Raw genomic sequence first — 20,416 nt, 5'->3', positions numbered from 1 at the left:
AGGTTAAATATAACAGTTGGAGCAGTTATGATTTATCTGTTATATTTTTTTAGGCAGTATTTGTATCTACTCATTTTTTGCAATCGGGCTGAAAATAAGGATAGTCCCTAAATCCAGCGACAGGTGAGCATATGACTCCAGACGAACAGAAAAAAGCACCGAAATATGCAGACAGCAGTATTTCTGATGAAGCTTTCAAAAAGATGATTATTTGGTTCGCTATTTATGCAGGGTTGTTTTGTCTGGGGGTGGTTTTAGTGGTCAACGCTGATAACCTGTTCTTCTCAGGACTCAAATAATAAAGAATCCCGGTTTAATGACCGGGATGTTTATTCATATAATTATTCCATTATAAAAAATGATAGTTTTTGATACTTTCATAGACGCCGTAGTTTTTGTCACATTTTGCTACTTGCTTTCATATTTTTCCTTGCTAGATTCAAGCAAGTGATGCGTTTATTTTGCAGTGTCTGCTAATCTGCGCATCATGCTTAAATAAAAATATTTAAAAATCTCGACAACAATATGGACGTATAACAAGGATAAAGGAGCACAACATGCTTGGAAATATGATGTTTCAGCCCTTACTGATCAGCAGCATGATTGAACATGCAGGACGCTATCATGCCGATACTGCGGTAATTTCAAAAAATACTGATCTCAGCATGACCCATACGACCTGGGGCGAAATTCGTAACAATGCCAAACGTTTCGCCAATGTGCTGAATCAGCTGGGACTGCAACATGGCGACCGTGTCGCGACCATTGCATGGAATAACCATCGTCATCTGGAATCCTGGTATGCCATTTCTGGAAGTGGATTTGTTTGCCACACGATTAATCCACGTTTATTCCCGGAACAGTTGGTATTTATTATTAATGATGCATCAGACCGCGTAATCCTGTTTGATAAAACCTTTGTACCATTAATTAAAGCCGTCAAACCGATGTTAAGCAAGGTGGAGCACTTTATCTGTCTGGATGCAAAAGATGAGGCCATCCTTGAAGCTCTTCCAGATGTGAAATTCTATGATGAGCTGATTGCCGATCAATCTGATGATTTTGATTGGCCTGTACTCAATGAAAATGCAGCAAGCTCACTGTGTTATACCTCTGGAACTACAGGTCATCCAAAAGGGGTTTTATATAGTCACCGTTCAACGACATTACATAGTTTTGCGATCAGTTTGCCGGATTCACTGAATGTATCTGCACGAGATATCATGCTGCCTGTAGTACCGATGTTCCATGTCAATGCCTGGGGGACACCATATGCAGCAGCGATGGTCGGCTGTACTTTGATATTGCCAGGCCCAGGGCTAGATGGCGCAAGTTTAGTCAATTTAATTGACAGCTATAAAGTATCAGTTGCACTAGGTGTACCAACGATCTGGCAAGGTTTGATTGCAGCAGCGCAACAGTCGGGTTCCAAGTTAGAAAGCTTAAAACGCAATGTCGTCGGCGGTTCGGCATGTCCGCCTTCAATGCTAAAAGTATTTAAAGAACAGTTTGATTGTGAAACCATTCATGCCTGGGGTATGACAGAAACCAGTCCACTTGGCGCAGCCAATCAGATTAAAGCCAAACATCTGGATTTGAGTGAAGAAGAGCGTTTAGAAATTCGTCTTTCTCAAGGTCGTCCACCATTTGGTGTCGACTTGCGTTTGACTGATGAAGAAAATGGATCGAATGAAATTACTCGCGATGGTGAAACCACAGGCAATCTGCAGATTCGTGGTCACTGGATCATCAATAACTATTTTGGCAAGGAAGAATCTTCTTTAACTGCTGATGGCTGGTTTGATACGGGGGATATTGCCACCTTAAATGAAGATGGCTTTATGAAAATCAGTGATCGTGCCAAGGATCTGATCAAATCGGGCGGAGAATGGATCTCCTCGGTGGAACTGGAAAATCTGGCCATGGGTCATCCACAAATAGCCATGGCAGCTGTCATTGCTGCACAGCATCCGAAATGGGATGAGCGTCCAATCCTGATTGCGATTAAAAAACCTGACAGTCAGCTCACCGAGCCAGAATTGCTGGATTATTTTGCTGACAAAGTGGCTAAATGGCAGGTGCCAGACAAAGTAATTTTTGTCGATGCAATTCCACTGAGTGGTACTGGCAAGATGCTGAAAAAAGACTTGCGTGAAAAGTTTGGAACAGTATTGCTGGATCAGCAGACAGAGCTCAGCCCAGCTGTAGAATAATACCTATAAACTCTTCCAAAATAACAAGGCTGATTACAGAAATGTGGTCAGCCTTTTGCATATTTATAGCCATAAAGCTCATAGAAAAATATTCGATCCAAATAGTCGAACTGGCATGAAATGCCTTTCCGATTTACATGCCGAAACCGAACTTTAATCAAAAGCACATCATTTTGTCCGACAAAAAACAGGAATTCTACCGACAGAAACATGATTTGACCCGAATTGACATGGAACGAATCATAAAAGCCTATATTCTGAATACATAATAAATAGACAGATGTACATTAATTCTGTTTCTGTATGAGGTAATAAAAATGACAAGTATGCAAAGCTACAAGCCTCACTGGATCCGAGAAGACTTCATTGATTTCATTGCTGAAAAAGTTCATCCAACTTTGGCATTGAAAAAAGTGAAGGCAGAAGTGATCAGCATCCAGGTTATTGGCAATGATTTTTATAAGATCCAGCTACGTCCAAATTTCAACTTTCAGGCTAAAAAATTTCAACCAGGACAGAATGTGGCTGTGACTTTAAGGCTGGATGGTATTTTGCATCAGCGTCATTATTCTGTCGTTACAATGCTAAAAAATGGTGATGTAATTATCGCTGTTAAACAGCAGGGTAAAGTATCCCGTGCCTTGAGCTCCTCACAACTGGGTGCTGTGGTAGAGCTTTCACAGACACAGGGCGAATTCACCCTGCTGAATTCCCCTAAACCCATTTTAATGCTGGCCTCAGGCAGCGGCATCACTGCAATTTACTCCTTACTGCAAAAAGCCGTAGTGCAGTTTCAGCATCCGATTGATCTGATCTACTTCACCCGTGATGATGCGTTTCATGCTGAAATTAAAACCTTGGCACTGATGCATCCACATCTGAAATATCATCATTTTAATACTGTGGAGCATAAGCAGCATCTAAGCCTACAGTTACTCAACAAGCTGGTGCCTGATTTTGAGCAACGTGAAATTTATGCCTGTGGTTCAGCGGCCATGATGAAAACAGCACACCGTATTGCTGAAAAGCTTTCCGTGAAATCCAGTTTCCATTCTGAATACTTCCAGATCGTGGTGGATGAAAAAGTTAAAGCACAACCTGTGCAATTCCAGCGATCGCATCAGGAGTTTCAGGCCAGCTCTACCATTCTGGAAAGTGCTGAACAGGCAGGTTTGCGTCCTGCACATGGTTGCCGAATGGGAATTTGTAATACCTGTTCCTGCACCAAAGTCAGTGGCTCAGTGAAAAATATCTTGACTGGTGAAATCGATCACGAGAGCAATACCCCGATTAAACTGTGTATCTCCCAGGCCGTTAGTCCTGTGGTGATTAATCTTTAATCCCTAGAAAAATAAGAAGGTACTCTCATGAATATGCAAATTGATTTTAAGCGGCACAATAAGACCCAATTTTTAAGCCCTGAACAGATTCAGGAATTTGGTGCCAAGGTGGATGCGATCCGTCGTGAGGTGATGGATGATTTAGGTGAAAAAGATGCTGAATACATCTATAAAATCCGTAATTTTGTCCGCTATAGCGAAATTGCTTCCCGGGGCATGCTGATGGTGGCCGGTTGGTTGCCACCAGTCTGGCTACTCGGTACAGGCTTATTGGGTATTTCCAAAATCGTAGAAAATATGGAACTTGGTCATAACGTGATGCATGGCCAGTTTGACTGGATGAATGATCCAAGTCTGAATGGTTCGACTTATGACTGGGATACCATTGCCACCGGTGATGACTGGAAATACACCCATAACTATATTCATCATACTTATACCAATATTGTCGGCATGGACCACGATGTGGGTTATGGCCTGATTCGTGTCAGTGAATCGCAAAAATGGGAACCCCGTTTTCTGTTTAATATTCCACTAACAATTCAGTTGATGGTGTTCTTCGAATGGTACGTGGGTCTACAGCGCCTACATCTGGAAGATGTAATTGCCTATAAAACCAAAACCTGGAAACAGGTTTGGGATGAAGCAGCGCCACTACGTAAAAAGATGCGCCGTCAGGTACTGAAAGATTATGTATTCTTCCCGATTATTGCCGGCCCAAATGCCATTCCAGTATTTACTGGCAATGCAGTGGCCAATGTGATTCGTAGTCTGTGGGCTTCAGCTGTGATCTTTAACGGTCATTTCACGGAAGATGCTGAAACTTTTGAAATGGACAATACAGAAAATGAATCCCGTGCGGAATGGTATCTGCGTCAGATCCGCGGTTCGAGTAATTTCAGTGGTACCGAATGGCTACATATTCTAAGTGGTAACTTGAGCCATCAGATTGAGCACCATTTATTCCCGGACATGCCAGCGAACCGTTATTCAGAAGTGGCACCAAAAATCAAAGCATTATGTGCTGAATATGGTATCCACTATAACGAAGCCAGTTTTATGAAGCAGTTTTCGACCGTTTGGGTTCGCGTTGCAAAATGCTCTGTACCAAACGAATGGCATGCACAAATTGCAGAAAAAGTGCAAAGCGCAAAATCTATATTGAATGCTGTAAAAGCCAAGTTCTTTTAATCACTTTTCTTTAACAGCATTATATTGATGTTTCTTAACCAGTTTGGTACTCCTCAATAACTTTGGATGGGTTATTGAGGATTTTTTTATCTGAGCTTCTTATACATATCAACTTGGTTGTAGATTGTCTTGGATCTAGTAATATTAGTTCCAATAAGCTTAAAAAATGCTAATACCTTATCAAATTCAAGTATTGTAAAATATTTGATTCATTAGAATAATTAAGTAATACATCATATTTTATGGATAAAATGTGAAGAATTCTTTTCAAAAAAACACTCATGCAAAACAGACTTGGTACGGCTGAAACGCTTTGCCTACAACAACTCGCTAAACTTTAGGAAAGTTCTTTTTATAATGGCGGCGTCGTAACATCCAAGGTCTTAGGTTTGAAATATCTTAAATATTTTTCAGGAATCTCCTTATTATTGCTGTTAACTGCTTGTAACACCACTGAAGCGCCAGCTCCAGATTATCAAGGCAACTGGAAGAACACTCTAGAAAATCCAAAACTTGAAAATATCCTGGTAATTGCTAAAAATGGTGAAAATTATCTGATTACCAATACCATCAAAGATAAGGAAACCGGTAAAACAGAGAAAAAGAACCCGATGCCCGCGGCTGTGAATGAAAATGGCATGCTTCAGTTGAATGCAGGGGCAGGAATGGTTGATTTTGTAATTGATGAGAAAACTGGCAACCTTGTAGGGTCAGGTTCAGTCTACAAAAAAGCCAAATAATGCTCTAATCTAATCCGTTTAGAAATAACAATATAAATGTCATGAAACGGAATTATTCATGACATTTATTTATATAGATATTTAAGCAATATGCCTTAATAATTCGGTAAAATCCTGCACAAAATAATTTGCTCTGGCTTTAATCAGCTCGATTTCATGAGCAGAATACTGATCATAAATTGCCACTACCTCTATTCCTGCATTATTCGCAGCTTCTACACCAATTAAAGAATCTTCAATAATCAGGCAATCTTTGGCTTCAATTTTAAAATGCTCAAGAACATTCAGATAAATTTCTGGATGTGGCTTGATGTTCTGGACATTTTCGCGGGTGAGGATTAAGGCAAAATCATCATCAAAGCTGATTTTAGCGTTAATATTTTGATTATTGTCCTGATAACGCTGCACATTGAATAAACTGGTGGTTGTGGTTAAGGCCAGTGGAATCTCTTGCTTTTTCAGGGCCTGGATTATAAGTTCCGCCTGAGGTTTTAATTCGACCACATGATCCAGAAAATGTCGTGAAATACTGTAACGGCGGTTTTTAACGTCTTCTTTGTTTAGTTCAAAACCGTATAGTTCTTTTAAATAACCACAATATTCCAGATAAGGATCAGGCAAATGTCGAAAGGCTGTCAACTGTAGATCCCGCTGCTGCTGGATCAATTTTAAATTGGCTTTTATACCGGAAAGTTCATGAATCAGAGCTGCATCAACTTGGTTCCAGATACCGACTGAATCAATCAGGGTGCCATCTAGGTCAAAACATACTAATTTTTTGTTCTGAAACATGACACTTTTCCCTTAATTTCCACAGTCTATTCTGTGCGGCTGAGTATATAACATGCGACTTAAGTGTTTCAGCTGAAATAAAAGATAAGGGTTATCCATTTTACATGAAGTGGTATTTGACAGAGTTATAGATCGGGTAAACAGTATTTTTATTGCAAAACACATCCTGAATGATCATACAGATAGTCACAAAGTGTTATATTTGGACATTGGCACTAGATCAAATTGCGCGGATGATAGATCCACCAAAATGATTAAAAAATTGAAGGAAATGTGTTTCTGTGTTTGAACTTGACTGTAAATTGCTCAGCATCTTTTATTATGTCTACAAATTTAAGAACGTCTCCCATGCAGCCGATTATCTGGATATGAGCCAACCGACGGTGAGTAATCTGCTCAATAAAATCCGTCAGCATTATAATGATCCTTTATTTTTGCGTATTGGCAATGAAATGCTGCCGACGGATCTGTCAAAGCAGCTATTTCCTTTGGTCAGTGAAGCGCTGAGTAAAGTCGAAACCATCAATAATTTTACTATTGATTTCGATCAGACCACCTCTCAGCAACGCTTTACCTTGGCAATGACCGATGTATCGCATCTGGTCCTGTTGCCAAAAATTTCACAATATTTAAAACAGCACGCTTCGCATATTCGTCTGAATGTGCGTCCAATTACTTCAGAAACCAGCTATCAAATGGCCAATGGAGAAATTGATCTGGCTTTAGGTTTTTTGCCGAATCTGGAAAATGGTTTCTATCAGCAGAAATTGTTTGAACAGTATTATGTGGTGATTGCAGCCAAAGACCATCCACGGCTGGTTGGCGACAGCCTGACTATTGAAGAGTATTTGCGTGAAACGCATATTGATATTGATGCCGGGATGGGACATTACCATATTGAAAACGAATTGCTGAATCTAGAACTCAAGCGAGACATTCTGATGCGCTTGCCAAGCTATTTAGGCGTAGGACTGGTGGTGCAGGAAACCGATGCAATTGCGACTGTGCCTTATTATTTGAGTGAAGTATTACTATCGCGTGGCAATCTCAAGATTTTTAATGCGCCGATTGCATTCCCGACCTATTCTGTGAAGCAGTATTGGCACATGTCCTGTCATCATAAAACCAGTCATCAATGGTTACGCAATATATTGCATGAGATTTTAAGTAAATAATCCTGCAGCTATAGACCCGGACTTAGTCCTCATCTATAGATTTTAAAATCTCGGCCTATGCTGGGATTTTTGTGTTTTGGTGCATCTTGATGCCTATAACAGATTCTTGCACCTGAATTGATCAGTTAAAACCCCAAAAAGTATTACTAAATGGAAAAACAGTATTACTAAATTGGCACAGCCTTTGCATCTATCAAACTCATCATAAAGTGATCTAGGGTTCCGATACATGAACATTCATGTATGTCTGAGACCGAGAGTTCACGGCGAAAGGAAACACTGATCGCTACACGGAGGGATAAAAGCCCGGGAGGTAAACCGTCAAAGATTAGGGTAGATGCATATGAGCACAATAACTTATCACGAAGATCAAGTCCTTTGGACTGAACGTTTACCGGGTGGACACCACTGGTCTGCACGCATTCAGCGCGGCGCAGTCTTACAACTTAAATCCTTAGGCAACAATGCCAATGTCGCACTGTACTGCGTGAATAGCGGAGATAAACTTGAACGCTATAACATGCCAGACAGCTTAAAAGGGCAACACACGGCATTTTTAAGTACTGGGCATATTTTAACTTCTGATTTGGGTCGTGCCATGGTCTCGATTGTCAAAGATGATCACGGTTGGAATGATGTTTTTTGTGCACCAAGTACTGCACAGCAAATTGAAAATCAATTTGGTCAAAAGACCTTTCAAGATGCCCGTAACGAGATGTACCGCAACGGCAAAGACAGCTTATTACTTGAGATGACCAAATTTGGATTATCGGCAACCGACCTCAGCAGCACTTTAAATCTGTTTTCTAAAGTTCAACCTGATGATAATGGCAATCTCAGCTATGTGGCATCAGACAATACCGATCAAGTGATTGAACTACGTTTTGAAATGGATTGTTTGGTGTTTTTATCATCCGCACCACATGCATTAGACAATAGCACCGTGTATGCACCTGCTGATATCGAATTAAATCTGTTTAAAGCACTTCCTTTAGGCGACAGCGATGTATGTCGTGATTCATGTCCGCAAAATCAGCGTGCATTCCAAAATAACAATCGTTACTACGCATTAAGCGCTTAATTGGGGGAATACAACATGACTACACTTGTGAATTTAGAAAAATCAGTGTTAAGCGAAGTCTGTCCTGCTGGTGAAGCATGGATGTGCGAAGTCAAAAAAGGACAGTATTTCCGTATTGTTGACTTAGAGGGAAACCAAGCGGTCGATACGCTTTTTATCTCGGCTTCAAACCCTGAAGAGCGTTATAGCGCAACCGATACTTTAGCCATTAATCAGCAAATTTATTTAGAAAAAGGCACGGCTTTATATACCAACTTTGGCAACAAAATTGCCACCATTCATGATGACAACTGCGGTCGCCACGACACGTTGGGCGGTGCATGTTCATGTGAAAGCAACACAGTGCGTTATAGCTTAGATAAATATCCAATGCACAGTTGCCGTAACAATTTCATGATTGCGCTGTCACAACATCCGATTGCCAAAAAGCATGGTTTAAACGTGCGCCATATCGGTCCAAATATTAATTTTTTTATGAATGTACCTGTAACTTCAGATGGTCACCTGAAATTTGATGATGGGATTTCTGCACCGGGCAAATATGTGGAAATTAAAGCTGAGATGGATTTGATTGTGTTGATCTCAAACTGCCCACAACTGAATAACCCATGTAATGCCTATAACCCAACAAAAATTCAACTGATTGTCCGTGAAGGCGAGGTATAAGACTATGACTTTAAAATATGGGTTTAATAAAGTTCTCATCGCCAACCGTGGTGCAATTGCTTGTCGTGTCATCCGTACCCTTAAAAAATTAGGCATCCAATCGGTTGCGGTGTATTCGGAAGCAGATCGTGATTCCTTGCATGTGACTTTAGCTGATGAAGCGGTCTTTATTGGTGATGCACCTGCAAGCCAAAGCTATCTGAATGTCGATAAAATCTTAGAAGTGGCCAAACATACCGGTGCGCAAGCGATTCATCCGGGCTATGGATTCCTGTCTGAAAATGCCGAATTCTGTAATCTCTGTGAAGCACAAGGCATTGTGTTCTTGGGTCCAAATGCCGAGCAAATGAAAGCATTTGGTCTGAAACACACTGCACGTGAATTGGCGATTCAAGCCAATGTACCGTTATTGCCAGGTAGCCAATTATTGGCTGATGAAGCTGAAGCCCTGCTTGAGGCTGAGCGTATTGGCTATCCTGTGATGCTGAAAAGTACCGCAGGTGGTGGTGGTATTGGCATGCGTTTGGTGTGCAATGCGGAGGAGCTGAAAGAAGCTTATGCAACCGTGTCTTATTTAGCGCAAGCCAACTTTAAAGATGCAGGCCTTTACTTAGAAAAATTCGTACAAAATGCTCGTCATATCGAAGTGCAAATCTTTGGTGATGGCAACGGTTTAGTTCTAGCACTGGGCGAGCGTGATTGTTCGGTGCAACGTCGTAACCAAAAAGTCATTGAGGAAACGCCTGCACCACATTTAAACGATACGCAACGTGCCTATATTCAAAATGTCGCGATTCAATTGATGCAATCGGTGAATTACCGCTCGGCAGGTACCGTTGAATTTGTCATGGATACCGACACGCAAGAATTCTATTTCCTGGAGGTGAATACCCGTCTGCAAGTAGAACACGGCGTGACTGAGCAAGTCTTTGGTGTGGACTTGGTTGAATGGATGGTGACTTTAGGCAGTGGCGATTGGGTGGCACCTACATTAAAACTTGAGTCTCAAGGTCATTCGATTCAAGTGCGTCTCTATGCAGAAGATCCAATCAAAAACTTCCAGCCAAGTGCAGGGCTTTTAACGCATGTAGAATTCGATGCCAATGCACGTAATGAAACATGGGTAGAAACAGGTTCAAATGTCTCATCCTTCTATGATCCGATGATTGCCAAAATTATTGTGACTGCGGATGATCGTGAGTCTGCGATTCAAGCCATGACCGATACACTGGCTAAAACCCAAGTGGCTGGTATTGAAACCAACCTTGAATATCTGCAAAACATTATCGACTGTGATGTGTTTAAAGCCGGTACGCAAACCACACGCTTCTTAAATACTTTTGAATGGAAAACCCAAAAAATTGAAGTGTTACAAGCCGGTATTCAAACTGCGGTGCAAGATGTGACAGGTCGTTTGGGCTATTGGGATGTCGGTGTGCCGCCCTCAGGTGCGATTGATCCGTTATCTTTAAATGTGGCGAACCAACTTTTGGGCAATGCACCCAATACCGCAGGTTTAGAATGTACCTTACAAGGACCAAGCCTAAAATTCCATTGCGATAGCCAAATTGTATTGGCAGGTGGCGATATGCCATCGACCTTAGATGGTATTCAAGTTCCAATGTGGCAAACGGTGAATGTCCGTAAAGGTCAGGTGTTGAAATGTGGCAAAATCGCCACAGGTTGCCGTACTTATATTGGTATTAAAGGCGGTCTGAATGTCCCTGAATATTTAGGCTCACAAGCGACCTTCACCTTAGGTCAGTTTGGCGGTCATGCAGGGCGTAACTTACTGATTGGCGATATGCTGCCAATTACGGCATTCACAAGTGATGAAGTGAAAAGTCTTGCTCCTGAACGAATCCCGACATTCTCTAATACTTGGGAGATTGCGGTGATATATGGCCCACATGGTGCGCCTGATTTCTTCACCAAAAATGACATTGATACTTTCTTTGCCAATACTTTTGAAATTCACTTTAACTCAAGCCGTACTGGTATTCGTTTGATTGGTCCAAAACCTGAATGGGCACGAGAGGATGGCGGTGAAGCCGGTCTGCATCCATCCAATATTCATGACAATGCCTACGCGATTGGTGCGATTGATTTCACTGGCGATATGCCGATTATCTTGGGTCCAGATGGCCCAAGTTTAGGTGGTTTCGTCTGTCCTGCGGTGGTGATCAATTCTGAACTGTGGAAACTCGGTCAATTGAAAGCGGGCGATAAAGTCAAATTTGTACCTGTCAGCTATCATCAAGCCAAACTCTTAAATGAAAAATATCACGCACAGTTAGCAGCAACGGATACTCAAAATGTTGCATTTGAGGAATCGTTCTATCCAGAACTCGCAACCTTAAAAAATGCTGTCCTCGATACCTTAAAAGGTAAAGATGGTGCGCCTGATGTGGTGTATCGTCCTGCGGGAAACAACTACATGTTGTTGGAATATGGCGATTTAGTGCTTGACCTGAATCTACGTTTCCGTATTCATGCTTTGATGCAGTGGGTACAACAGCAAAATATTCAGGGCATTATCGACCTGACACCAGGTGTTCGTTCGCTACAAATCCATTTTGATTCGATCAAACTTGATCAAATTGATTTACTGCGTTTATTGCAAGTAGCAGAAGCGGAACTGCCTGATGTGACGCAAATGCAAGTTCCATCACGTACCGTGTATTTGCCACTAGCTTGGGAAGATTCACAAACCCAACTCGCTACCGAACGCTATATGCAAACCGTGCGTCCCGATGCACCATGGTGTCCGGACAATATTGAATTTATCCGTCGTATTAATGGCCTAAAAGATAAACAAGCCGTAAAAGATGTGGTGTATAACGCGAGTTATTTGGTCATGGGCTTGGGCGATGTGTATTTGGGGGCACCTGTAGCAACGCCACTTGATCCTCGTCAGCGTTTAGTCACCACTAAATATAACCCTGCACGCACATGGACACCTGAAAATGCTGTCGGCATTGGCGGTGCATATATGTGTGTCTATGGTATGGAAGGTCCGGGCGGTTATCAGTTTGTCGGTCGTACCTCGCAAATGTGGTCACGCTACCGTAAAAACCCTGATTTTGAACAGGGTATGCCGTGGTTATTACGCTTCTTTGATCAAATTAAGTTTTATGAAGTCTCCGAAGCTGAACTGATGCACATGCGTGAGGACTTTAAAGCAGGTCGTTTAAAACTGCGTATTGAAGAGGGTGTACTTAACCTGAAAGAATACAACGACTTCTTAACGGAAAACCAAGAGTCGATTGCTGCCTTTAAAGCAGTGCAACAAGCCAACTTTGATGCAGAGCGCCGTCGTTGGCATGAAGCAGGACTTGCAGAATATGTGTCTGAAAGCCTGGATGCGGTAGATGATGGCGAAGGTGTAGAAGTGCCTGAGGGGGGGTGTGCGGTGGAATCGCATATGCCAGGTTCAATTTGGAAAATTGAATGTCAGTCAGGGGATATTGTGGAAGAAGGGGCAACGCTTGCGGTGATTGAAGCAATGAAGATTGAGATTCCGATTATCGCACCTGAGCGTATGCGAGTGGATGCGATTACCATTGAAAAAGGGCAAACGGTAAAAACAGGACAGGTGTTATTTACGTTGGCGCCAGTAGCTTAAAGAATCCTCCCTAACCCTCCTTTTTCAAAGGAGGGAATTTCCTCTCTTTATTCTTGCGCTATATATAGCTCAGGGTTAGGGAAGATTAAGATCATCCATGGTTTTTTATACTTTGAATATTGGTATTCAGGTTAAATATGTGATCAATTAAAAATAATAACTTTAAATAAATATTCATTTTTAATCCCAGCTCCCTAGGGAGCTGGGATTACCTAAAAAAATAAATGAAGAGTTATTACTAACGTCTACATGTTTGGGTATGCGAGCCAATGCCTCACACAACTATCCAGATTACATATTGGGATAGGAGAAAGGCACGGCTTCGCAAGAATTATCCAAATTACATATTTGGATAATTCGGACCACCAGCACCTTCCGGTGTTACCCAGGTGATGTTCTGAGAAGGATCCTTAATATCACAGGTCTTGCAGTGTACACAGTTGGCTGCATTGATCTGGAAGCGTTTAGAACCATCATCATTTTCCATGATTTCATATACACCCGCCGGGCAGTAGCGCTGAGCTGGCTCATCCCATTTTGGCAGGTTCACGTTCACTGGAATTGAAGCATCAGTTAGTTTCAAATGCGCTGGCTGGTTTTCTTCATGAACAGTGTTGGATACAAACACTGAAGACAGGCGGTCAAAAGTCAGCTTGCCATCCGGTTTTGGATAGTTCGGCTTGAAGTTCACCGCATCAACAGTTTTCAATGTCTTAAAGTCTGGCACCAGGTCATGCAGGGTGAATGGCACTTTAAACACGTTCTGGTCGATAAAGTTGAATGCACCACCCATCCATTGACCGAACTTATGCATTGCAGGGCCAAAGTTACGCGCGCTATACAGCTCTTCTTTCAACCAGCTGTTGTTGAACTTGTCTGTATAAGCAGTCAACTCTTTTACGAAGAAATCTTCGCCTTCAGTTACACGTGCAACTGCCAGGTCACCGCCTTTCTCTACACCGGCCTTGATTGCTTCAAATACCGCTTCACCGCAGAGCATGCCTGACTTCATCGCAGTATGTGAGCCTTTGATCTTGGCAAAGTTCAGGAAGCCGGCATCATCACCGATTAAAGAACCACCTGGGAAAGTGAATTTCGGCAGAGAGTTAAAACCGCCTTTGGTTACGGCACGCGCACCATAAGAAATACGTTTACCGCCTTCCAGATACTGTTTGATCAGAGGATGGGTTTTCCAGCGCTGCATTTCCATGAACGGATACATATGCGGGTTTTCATAAGAAAGATCCACGATCATGCCCAGGGTCACCTGGTTATTTTCAGCATGGTAGAGCCACCAGCCACCTGAAGAACCGGTTTCATTGAGTGGCCAGCCAGCACCATGCATGACCAGACCCGGTTTGTGCTTGGCAGGATCAATTTCCCATAGTTCTTTAATGCCGATCCCGTAGTGTTGTGGATCTGCATCTTTATCCAGGTTGAATTTCTGGATCAGGCGTTTACCTAAGTGGCCACGGCAGCCTTCAGCAAAAATCGTGTATTTCGCGTGCAGCTCGTAACCTGGAGTGAAGTTATGCGTTGGTTCGCCATCTTTACCAATGCCCATGTCACCCGTCTGGATACCTTTGACTGAACCATCTTCATGGTAAAGGATTTCAGAGGCAGCAAAGCCTGGGAAGATCGACACTTCCAGTTCTTCCGCTTTTTGGCCTAACCAGCGCACCACATTGCCCAGTGAGATGACATAGTTGCCATCGTTATGCATGGTTTTTGGCACCATCCAGTGCGGAGCTTCTTGTGATTTTTCATCAGAGAGCAGGAAGAAGGTTTTGTCTTCAGTCACTGGAACGTTTAAAGGTGCACCTTCTTCTTTCCAGTTAGGGAACAGCTCGTTCATGGCACGCGGTTCAAGTACAGCACCAGACAGAATATGAGCACCGACTTCGGAGCCTTTTTCCACGACACAAACGGACAGATCATTCAGGTTGTTTTCAATTGCAAGCTGACGGATTTTGATCGCAGCAGAAAGACCCGCAGGGCCTGCGCCTACGATAACTACGTCAAACTCCATCGATTCTCTTGTAATATTTTCCATAATATAAAATCCAATTTCGCTATGCGATATTTATAGCATTATATAAATCGGTTATGAAGCTTATTTTTGATCTTTTTATTTGAAATAGGACTTTATCTATTTTTTAAATCTTATCTATTTCATAGCATTAAAAAGGTTTGCTGCAAATTCTAGTTAAAGTAGGAAGATGTGTAGATTGAGTATTCAATAATAAGAGCGACTTAATGTCGCTCTAATAATCATTTTTTTATATGTTATTGAGATTCAGCGCAATATTATTCACCATGTGAATCAGACGCGGTCCAATTTCATTTTCCAGTTTTTCCTGATTGAGCAGATAACTTGGTGCACCGCAGTTAAATGTTAAAATTCCATGTTTGGGATGAATCAGTGGAACTGCCACGGAATTCACATCTTTTGCCCAGTCTCCCAAAGACAGACAGTAGCCATAATCCTGATAATCACGGATTGCACGTTCCAGATTACGCTTGATGGTTGGCCATTGATCTTCATTTCTTTTCTTGATCGCATCAAATAAATATTCACGTTCTTTAACTTCCATTGCAGCCAGGCAGGCACGACCCATGGCACTACTATGCAGTGGCAAGGTTGAACCAACTGGACGGCGCATAGTCAGCGTTGATTCTGTATGTACCACTTCCAGATAAATCATGCTTAAGCGGTCACGTGTTGCCATGGCTACAGGCGCTTGTGAATAACGTGACATTTCCTCCATGAAAGGATAGGCTTGGGTACGTGCAGAAATATTGCTTAAAGCAGCATATCCTAAGGCTAAAACACCAACGTCTAACAGATATTTAGTGGTATTCGGAAGCTGTTTTAAATATCCTAACGAAACCAATGTGCTGGTGATCCGGGCTACGGTTGGTTTTGGTAAATTGGTCAGTTGTGCAATTTCCTGGTTGCCCAGTAATTGATTGGTTGCTGAAAAACATCTCAGGATTTCCAATCCACGCGCAATAGATGCGATAAATTGAGGATTGTTTTCTCTATGAATATGAGAAATCGGATCTAAACGGATCTCATCAAAATTAGGAATTTCGCCAGTTTTATTTTTTGTCATGATCAGAGCAATTAAAGGTAAATTAATAAATATGATAGCAATTAAATTTCACGATACAAAATAAAACACTTCTATTAAAGATAAAAATAAATAAAAAATATCAGCTTTATCTGTATTTAGTTCAATTAGTGCTATTCAGCTAAAAAACGATACAACATTCTTCATCATTCTAAGTAAATAAGATTCTTAAGTATCTCTAGAAAATTTAAATTACTCTCTGAAAGAAAACAACACCTCAAATTTTCGAAATAAATATAAATACAGGCCTGTATTTATATTTATTTTATTTATTGAAGGAGAATTTTCTGAAATAGCTTTCTGCCTTATAAAGATCAGAATAATCTTTCCTAAGTGCAGTTTTAACTCTTATTTGATACAAAAACAACAAATAAATTTCGTATTGTGAAATAAAACATTAAATCCATTCTCATCTTAAAACTTGAAAAAGTTTATTTTTTAGAAAGAAACAAAATTTTTTGACGATTTTTCTTGCTCATTTTGTTTTTTTATGGTTATTTATTTCGCTATGCGAAACTAAAAATTACGGTAAAGGAATTTACCGATATTAAATAAATGGAGATCCATATGATCCGTGACCCGGAAATGCTTGAACAGCTACTATCTACAATTCGTAATTTCGTAAAAAATGAACTAGTTCCTCTAGAACATGAAGTTGAAGAAAAAAATGCGATTCCTGAACATATTGTGGATCAGATGAAAGAATTAGGCTTGTTTGGCCTGACGATTCCAGAAGAATATGGTGGTTTAGGTATTACCATGGAAGAAGAAATTCTGGTCGCGATGGAACTAGGTCGTACATCTGCTGCGTTTCGTTCTTTGATTGGAACCAATAATGGAATTGGCTCAAGTGGTATCGTCATTGACGGTACAGAAGAACAAAAACAGAAATATTTACCGCGTTATGCGACTGGTGAAATCATAGGTTCTTTCTGCTTAACTGAGCCAGATTCAGGTTCGGATGCAGCATCTTTAAAAACCAATGCAGTCAAAGACGGCGATTACTATATTTTAAATGGCACCAAGCGTTTTATTACCAATGCACCTCGTGCAACAACATTCACCGTCATGGCACGTACCAATCCGGAGATTAAAGGTGCGAGTGGCATTTCAGCATTTTTGGTAGAAGCCGGCACACCGGGTTTAAGCTTGGGTAAAATTGACAAAAAAATGGGCCAACATGGTTCTTATACCTGTGATGTGATTTTTGATAACTGTAAAGTGCATAAAGATCAGCTTATTGGTGGCGTAGAAGGAATTGGTTTTAAAACCGCGATGCGTGTGCTTGATAAAGGCCGTTTGCACATTGCCGGTTATAGCGTGGGCATGGCAGAACGTATGCTGGAAGATGCTTTAAATTATGCCGTTGAGCGTAAACAGTTTGGTCAACCAATTACAAATTTCCAGTTAATTCAAGGCATGCTGGCAGATTCCAAAGCTGAAATTTATGCAGCCAAATGTATGGTGCTAGATGCGGCTCGACTTCGTGATGCTGGCAAAAATGTGACGACTGAATCTTCATGCGCAAAAATGTTTGCCACTGAAATGTGTGGTCGTGTCGCGGATCGCTGTCTGCAAATTCATGGTGGAGCTGGCTATATTAGCGAATATTCCATTGAACGTTTTTACCGTGATGTGCGCTTGTTCCGTCTGTATGAAGGTACAACTCAAATCCAGCAAATCATTATTGCACGTGAAATGATTAAACAAGCTACAGCTTGATCGGCAGATTTTAGAAGATTGGAACTATTAAAATGAGTACAAAAATTAGATTTAATTGGCAAGACCCGTTTTTAATCGAACAGCAACTAACGTCAGAAGAGCGTATGATCCGCGATGCAGCGGCAGCGTACTGTCAAGACAAACTGATGCCGCGTGTACTGGAACAATTCCGTCATGAACAGACTGATCAGACCATTTTCCGTGAGATGGGTGAGCTCGGCTTGCTAGGACCGACGATTCCTGAACAGTATGGTGGTGCCGGGTTGAACTATGTCAGCTATGGCCTGATTGCACGTGAAGTTGAACGTGTCGATTCAGGTTACCGTTCTATGGCCAGCGTACAAAGCTCGCTGGTGATGGTGCCAATCAATGAATTTGGCTCTGAAGAACAGAAACAGAAGTATTTACCAAAACTGGCAACTGGTGAATATATTGGCTGTTTCGGCCTGACTGAACCGGATCACGGTTCAGATCCGGGCAGCATGATTACTCGTGCCAAGAAAGTTGATGGCGGTTACCGCTTAACTGGCGCAAAAATGTGGATTACCAATAGTCCAATTGCCGATGTATTTGTTGTTTGGGCGAAAGAAGTCTCTGCTGAAGGTAATGTCGGTGATATTCGTGGCTTTATCCTGGAAAAAGGCTGGGAAGGTTTATCTGCACCAGCGATTCACGGCAAAGTGGGTCTGCGTGCTTCGATCACCGGCGAAATCGTGATGGATAATGTATTTGTTCCAGAAGAAAATGCCTTTCCGGAAATTCGTGGCTTACGTGGACCATTTACCTGTCTGAACAGTGCACGTTATGGCATTGCCTGGGGTGCGATGGGCGCAGCTGAATTCTGCTGGCATACTGCGCATCAATACACCATGGACCGTAAACAGTTTGGTCGCCCATTGGCAGCCAACCAGCTAATTCAGAAAAAACTGGCGGATATGCAAACTGAAATCGCGCTTGGCTTACAGGTTGCTTTACGTTTTGGCCGTATGAAAGATGAAGGGATTGCTTCGGTAGAAGGAACTTCACTGATCAAACGAAATAACTGTGGTAAAGCCCTGGATATTGCCCGTCTGGCCCGTGACATGATGGGTGGAAATGGCATTAGTGATGAATTCGGCGTAGCCCGTCATCTGGTCAACTTAGAAGTGGTGAATACCTATGAAGGTACCCATGATGTACACGCTCTGATTCTCGGTCGTGCCCAAACTGGAATTGCAGCATTCTGCAATTAAATAAAGATAAGCCTCTAGCCAGCATTGCTGGCTAGTCTGGTTTTTTCAGTTTTTATTTAATAAGCGACTGACTTAGCTCTCTAGAACATATTTGAATGTACTACATAGCTACAATTAAATTAAAAAATGATCGAATATTTTATATTTCATTTAAATAATTAAGTGAAATATGGATTCTTAAGAGGCACAGGAGTGCTGAAAAGTAGAAAGGGTATTATGGATACAATCAGTTCACAACAACACCCGGTGGAAGGTGGAAACGAACCCAAGCAGAAAGTCTGGATTCTGGCCTTTATCTTTTCGTTTTTGGCATTACTGGTCGATGGAGCGGATATTGCCTTATTGGCTTATAGCCTGACCAGTTTGAAACAGGAATTTTCATTAAGCAATATGCAGGCCGGTGCCTTAGGCAGCTGGACACTTGCAGGTATGGCAATAGGTGGTTTTTTTGGAGGTTGGGCTTGTGACCGTTTTGGCCGGGTTCGTGTGATTGTCATTGCCATTGCCTTATTTTCATCATTAACTTTCTGGCTAGGATTTACTGAAAGTTACGATCAATTTAAATGGCTGCGTTTTACTTCTGCGATTGGATTAGGGGCCTTATATATTGCCTGTAATACACTCATGGCAGAGTATGTACCTACCAAATATCGCTCCACAGTATTGGCAACCCTGATGACTGGCTGGACCTTAGGTTCGGTGGTGGCCACTGTTCTAGCGGGCTGGTTATTGCCTGAATATGGCTGGCGCTATCTTTATTACATTGCCATTATTCCTATTGTTCTTGCAGTCGCAATGTACTTTTTAGTGCCTGAACCAAAAGCCTGGTTAGATGCGCGTCAAGCACGTCTGGATGCAAAAGCCAGTGGTATTGTCCAGGAAAAGCCAAAAAACACATTTAAAATGATTTTTGTAGATGCACTTAGCCGTCGCATGTTTATCCTGTGGTCATTCAGTACCGCATTTTTACAGTTTGGATATTACGGTGTTAGTAACTGGTTACCGGCTTATTTAGAGTCAGATCTGGGGATCAAGTTTAAAGAAATGACCCTGTATATGATTGGAACCTTCCTGATCATGATGTGTACCAAAGTCATTGCCGGCTTTATTGCTGACCGGATTGGCCGTCGTGCAGTGTTTGCTTTTGGTACCATGGGTACTGCGATTTTCATTCCAGTGATTGTCTTTGGTAATACACCAGATAACATTCTTTGGTTGATGCTGTTCTTCGGCTTCCTGTATGGCATCCCATACGGTATTAATGCCACTTATATGACAGAAAGTTTCTCGACCAAAATCCGCGGAACAGCCGTGGGCGGTGCCTATAACGTTGGTCGTTTAGGTGCTGTTTTCGCTCCCTTGACCATTGGCTACTTTGCTCAAGGTGGCTCCATTGGTACCGGTTTATTGATTATGGGGATTGCCTATTTTCTTTGTGGTCTGATTCCCGCGTTTTTTATTAAAGACCGTTTATTTGACCCACAAAAAGCCGATTAATTGATAGA

General features: G+C 41.8%; 15 protein-coding genes and 1 riboswitch. Of the genes, 12 read left to right on the top strand and 3 right to left on the bottom strand.

From position 1 onward, the window contains the following. The first annotated feature begins 131 nt into the window (after positions 1-131). The 5 genes from F899_RS15660 (at position 132) to F899_RS08725 (ending at position 5,484) form a co-directional block, all read left to right on the top strand. Positions 132-299, top strand: coding sequence for a hypothetical protein (locus F899_RS15660; protein WP_004894933.1), 168 nt, complete (start codon positions 132-134; stop codon positions 297-299). A gap of 258 nt (positions 300-557) precedes the next feature. Further along, positions 558-2,213 (top strand): long-chain-fatty-acid--CoA ligase, encoded by a 1,656-nt coding sequence (locus F899_RS08740; protein ID WP_005222219.1) that lies wholly within the window; start codon positions 558-560, stop codon positions 2,211-2,213. Positions 2,214-2,530: 317 nt separating this feature from the next. Beyond that, positions 2,531-3,553: a flavin reductase family protein gene (locus F899_RS08735; RefSeq protein WP_005222217.1), complete on the top strand. Its 1,023-nt coding sequence runs from the start codon at positions 2,531-2,533 to the stop codon at positions 3,551-3,553. A gap of 27 nt (positions 3,554-3,580) precedes the next feature. After that, positions 3,581-4,744 carry a fatty acid desaturase family protein gene (locus F899_RS08730; RefSeq protein WP_005222214.1) on the top strand — a complete coding sequence of 388 codons (1,164 nt, stop codon included), beginning with the start codon at positions 3,581-3,583 and terminating at the stop codon, positions 4,742-4,744. A 389-nt stretch (positions 4,745-5,133) separates the two neighbouring features. Then, positions 5,134-5,484, top strand: a complete 351-nt coding sequence (locus tag F899_RS08725; RefSeq protein ID WP_034434013.1) for a hypothetical protein — start codon at positions 5,134-5,136, stop codon at positions 5,482-5,484. An 81-nt stretch (positions 5,485-5,565) separates the two neighbouring features. Here F899_RS08725 and F899_RS08720 read toward each other — a convergent pair whose 3' ends face one another. After that, entirely contained in the window at positions 5,566-6,276 is a 711-nt protein-coding gene (locus F899_RS08720) for an HAD family hydrolase (RefSeq protein ID WP_004809418.1), read from the bottom strand. 281 nt (positions 6,277-6,557) lie between these two features. Here F899_RS08720 and F899_RS08715 point away from each other — a divergent pair, with 281 nt between their 5' ends. The 4 genes from F899_RS08715 (at position 6,558) to uca (ending at position 12,823) form a co-directional block, all read left to right on the top strand. Beyond that, the gene (locus F899_RS08715) at positions 6,558-7,451 is read left to right on the top strand and encodes a LysR family transcriptional regulator (protein WP_004894919.1); all 894 of its coding nucleotides are present in this window, start codon (positions 6,558-6,560) and stop codon (positions 7,449-7,451) included. A gap of 203 nt (positions 7,452-7,654) precedes the next feature. Then, positions 7,655-7,766, top strand: a riboswitch (guanidine-I (ykkC/yxkD leader). Positions 7,767-7,794: 28 nt separating this feature from the next. Continuing rightward, the gene (locus tag F899_RS08710; protein ID WP_005222210.1) at positions 7,795-8,532 is read left to right on the top strand and encodes an urea amidolyase associated protein UAAP1; all 738 of its coding nucleotides are present in this window, start codon (positions 7,795-7,797) and stop codon (positions 8,530-8,532) included. A gap of 15 nt (positions 8,533-8,547) precedes the next feature. Beyond that, positions 8,548-9,198 carry an urea amidolyase associated protein UAAP2 gene (locus tag F899_RS08705; RefSeq protein ID WP_005222208.1) on the top strand — a complete coding sequence of 217 codons (651 nt, stop codon included), beginning with the start codon at positions 8,548-8,550 and terminating at the stop codon, positions 9,196-9,198. Positions 9,199-9,202: 4 nt separating this feature from the next. After that, positions 9,203-12,823: an urea carboxylase gene (gene uca, locus F899_RS08700; RefSeq protein ID WP_005222206.1), complete on the top strand. Its 3,621-nt coding sequence runs from the start codon at positions 9,203-9,205 to the stop codon at positions 12,821-12,823. A gap of 340 nt (positions 12,824-13,163) precedes the next feature. Here the strand turns inward: uca and F899_RS08695 are convergent, their stop codons facing one another. Then, positions 13,164-14,876, bottom strand: coding sequence for an electron transfer flavoprotein-ubiquinone oxidoreductase (locus tag F899_RS08695; protein ID WP_005222204.1), 1,713 nt, complete (start codon positions 14,874-14,876; stop codon positions 13,164-13,166). Positions 14,877-15,102: 226 nt separating this feature from the next. Further along, positions 15,103-15,939: an IclR family transcriptional regulator gene (locus tag F899_RS08690; RefSeq protein WP_005222202.1), complete on the bottom strand. Its 837-nt coding sequence runs from the start codon at positions 15,937-15,939 to the stop codon at positions 15,103-15,105. A 585-nt stretch (positions 15,940-16,524) separates the two neighbouring features. On the opposite strand from F899_RS08690, the gene F899_RS08685 reads away from it, so the two are divergent. The 3 genes from F899_RS08685 (at position 16,525) to F899_RS08675 (ending at position 20,408) form a co-directional block, all read left to right on the top strand. Then, positions 16,525-17,679: an acyl-CoA dehydrogenase family protein gene (locus F899_RS08685; protein WP_005222194.1), complete on the top strand. Its 1,155-nt coding sequence runs from the start codon at positions 16,525-16,527 to the stop codon at positions 17,677-17,679. A gap of 32 nt (positions 17,680-17,711) precedes the next feature. Next, the gene (locus tag F899_RS08680; RefSeq protein ID WP_005222192.1) at positions 17,712-18,911 is read left to right on the top strand and encodes an acyl-CoA dehydrogenase; all 1,200 of its coding nucleotides are present in this window, start codon (positions 17,712-17,714) and stop codon (positions 18,909-18,911) included. 216 nt (positions 18,912-19,127) lie between these two features. Further along, a complete protein-coding gene (locus tag F899_RS08675) occupies positions 19,128-20,408 on the top strand; it encodes an MFS transporter (protein ID WP_008307316.1) in 1,281 nt (426 codons plus the stop codon). The last annotated feature ends 8 nt before the right edge of the window (positions 20,409-20,416 follow it).

This window comes from Acinetobacter sp. CIP 101934 (genome assembly GCF_000369585.1).
Taxonomy (GTDB): domain Bacteria; phylum Pseudomonadota; class Gammaproteobacteria; order Pseudomonadales; family Moraxellaceae; genus Acinetobacter; species Acinetobacter schindleri.
Note: the sequence above shows the minus strand (reverse complement) of the source record. Positions and strands in the feature narration are given on the sequence as shown.

Coding starts and splice junctions, on each gene's coding strand:
- F899_RS15660 (WP_004894933.1), top strand. CDS start 132: ATGACTCCAGACGAACAGAAAAAAGCACCGAAATATGCAGACAGCAGT.
- F899_RS08740 (WP_005222219.1), top strand. CDS start 558: ATGCTTGGAAATATGATGTTTCAGCCCTTACTGATCAGCAGCATGATT.
- F899_RS08735 (WP_005222217.1), top strand. CDS start 2,531: ATGACAAGTATGCAAAGCTACAAGCCTCACTGGATCCGAGAAGACTTC.
- F899_RS08730 (WP_005222214.1), top strand. CDS start 3,581: ATGAATATGCAAATTGATTTTAAGCGGCACAATAAGACCCAATTTTTA.
- F899_RS08720 (WP_004809418.1), bottom strand. CDS start 6,276: ATGTTTCAGAACAAAAAATTAGTATGTTTTGACCTAGATGGCACCCTG.
- F899_RS08710 (WP_005222210.1), top strand. CDS start 7,795: ATGAGCACAATAACTTATCACGAAGATCAAGTCCTTTGGACTGAACGT.
- F899_RS08705 (WP_005222208.1), top strand. CDS start 8,548: ATGACTACACTTGTGAATTTAGAAAAATCAGTGTTAAGCGAAGTCTGT.
- uca (WP_005222206.1), top strand. CDS start 9,203: ATGACTTTAAAATATGGGTTTAATAAAGTTCTCATCGCCAACCGTGGT.
- F899_RS08695 (WP_005222204.1), bottom strand. CDS start 14,876: ATGGAAAATATTACAAGAGAATCGATGGAGTTTGACGTAGTTATCGTA.
- F899_RS08690 (WP_005222202.1), bottom strand. CDS start 15,939: ATGACAAAAAATAAAACTGGCGAAATTCCTAATTTTGATGAGATCCGT.
- F899_RS08685 (WP_005222194.1), top strand. CDS start 16,525: ATGATCCGTGACCCGGAAATGCTTGAACAGCTACTATCTACAATTCGT.
- F899_RS08680 (WP_005222192.1), top strand. CDS start 17,712: ATGAGTACAAAAATTAGATTTAATTGGCAAGACCCGTTTTTAATCGAA.
- F899_RS08675 (WP_008307316.1), top strand. CDS start 19,128: ATGGATACAATCAGTTCACAACAACACCCGGTGGAAGGTGGAAACGAA.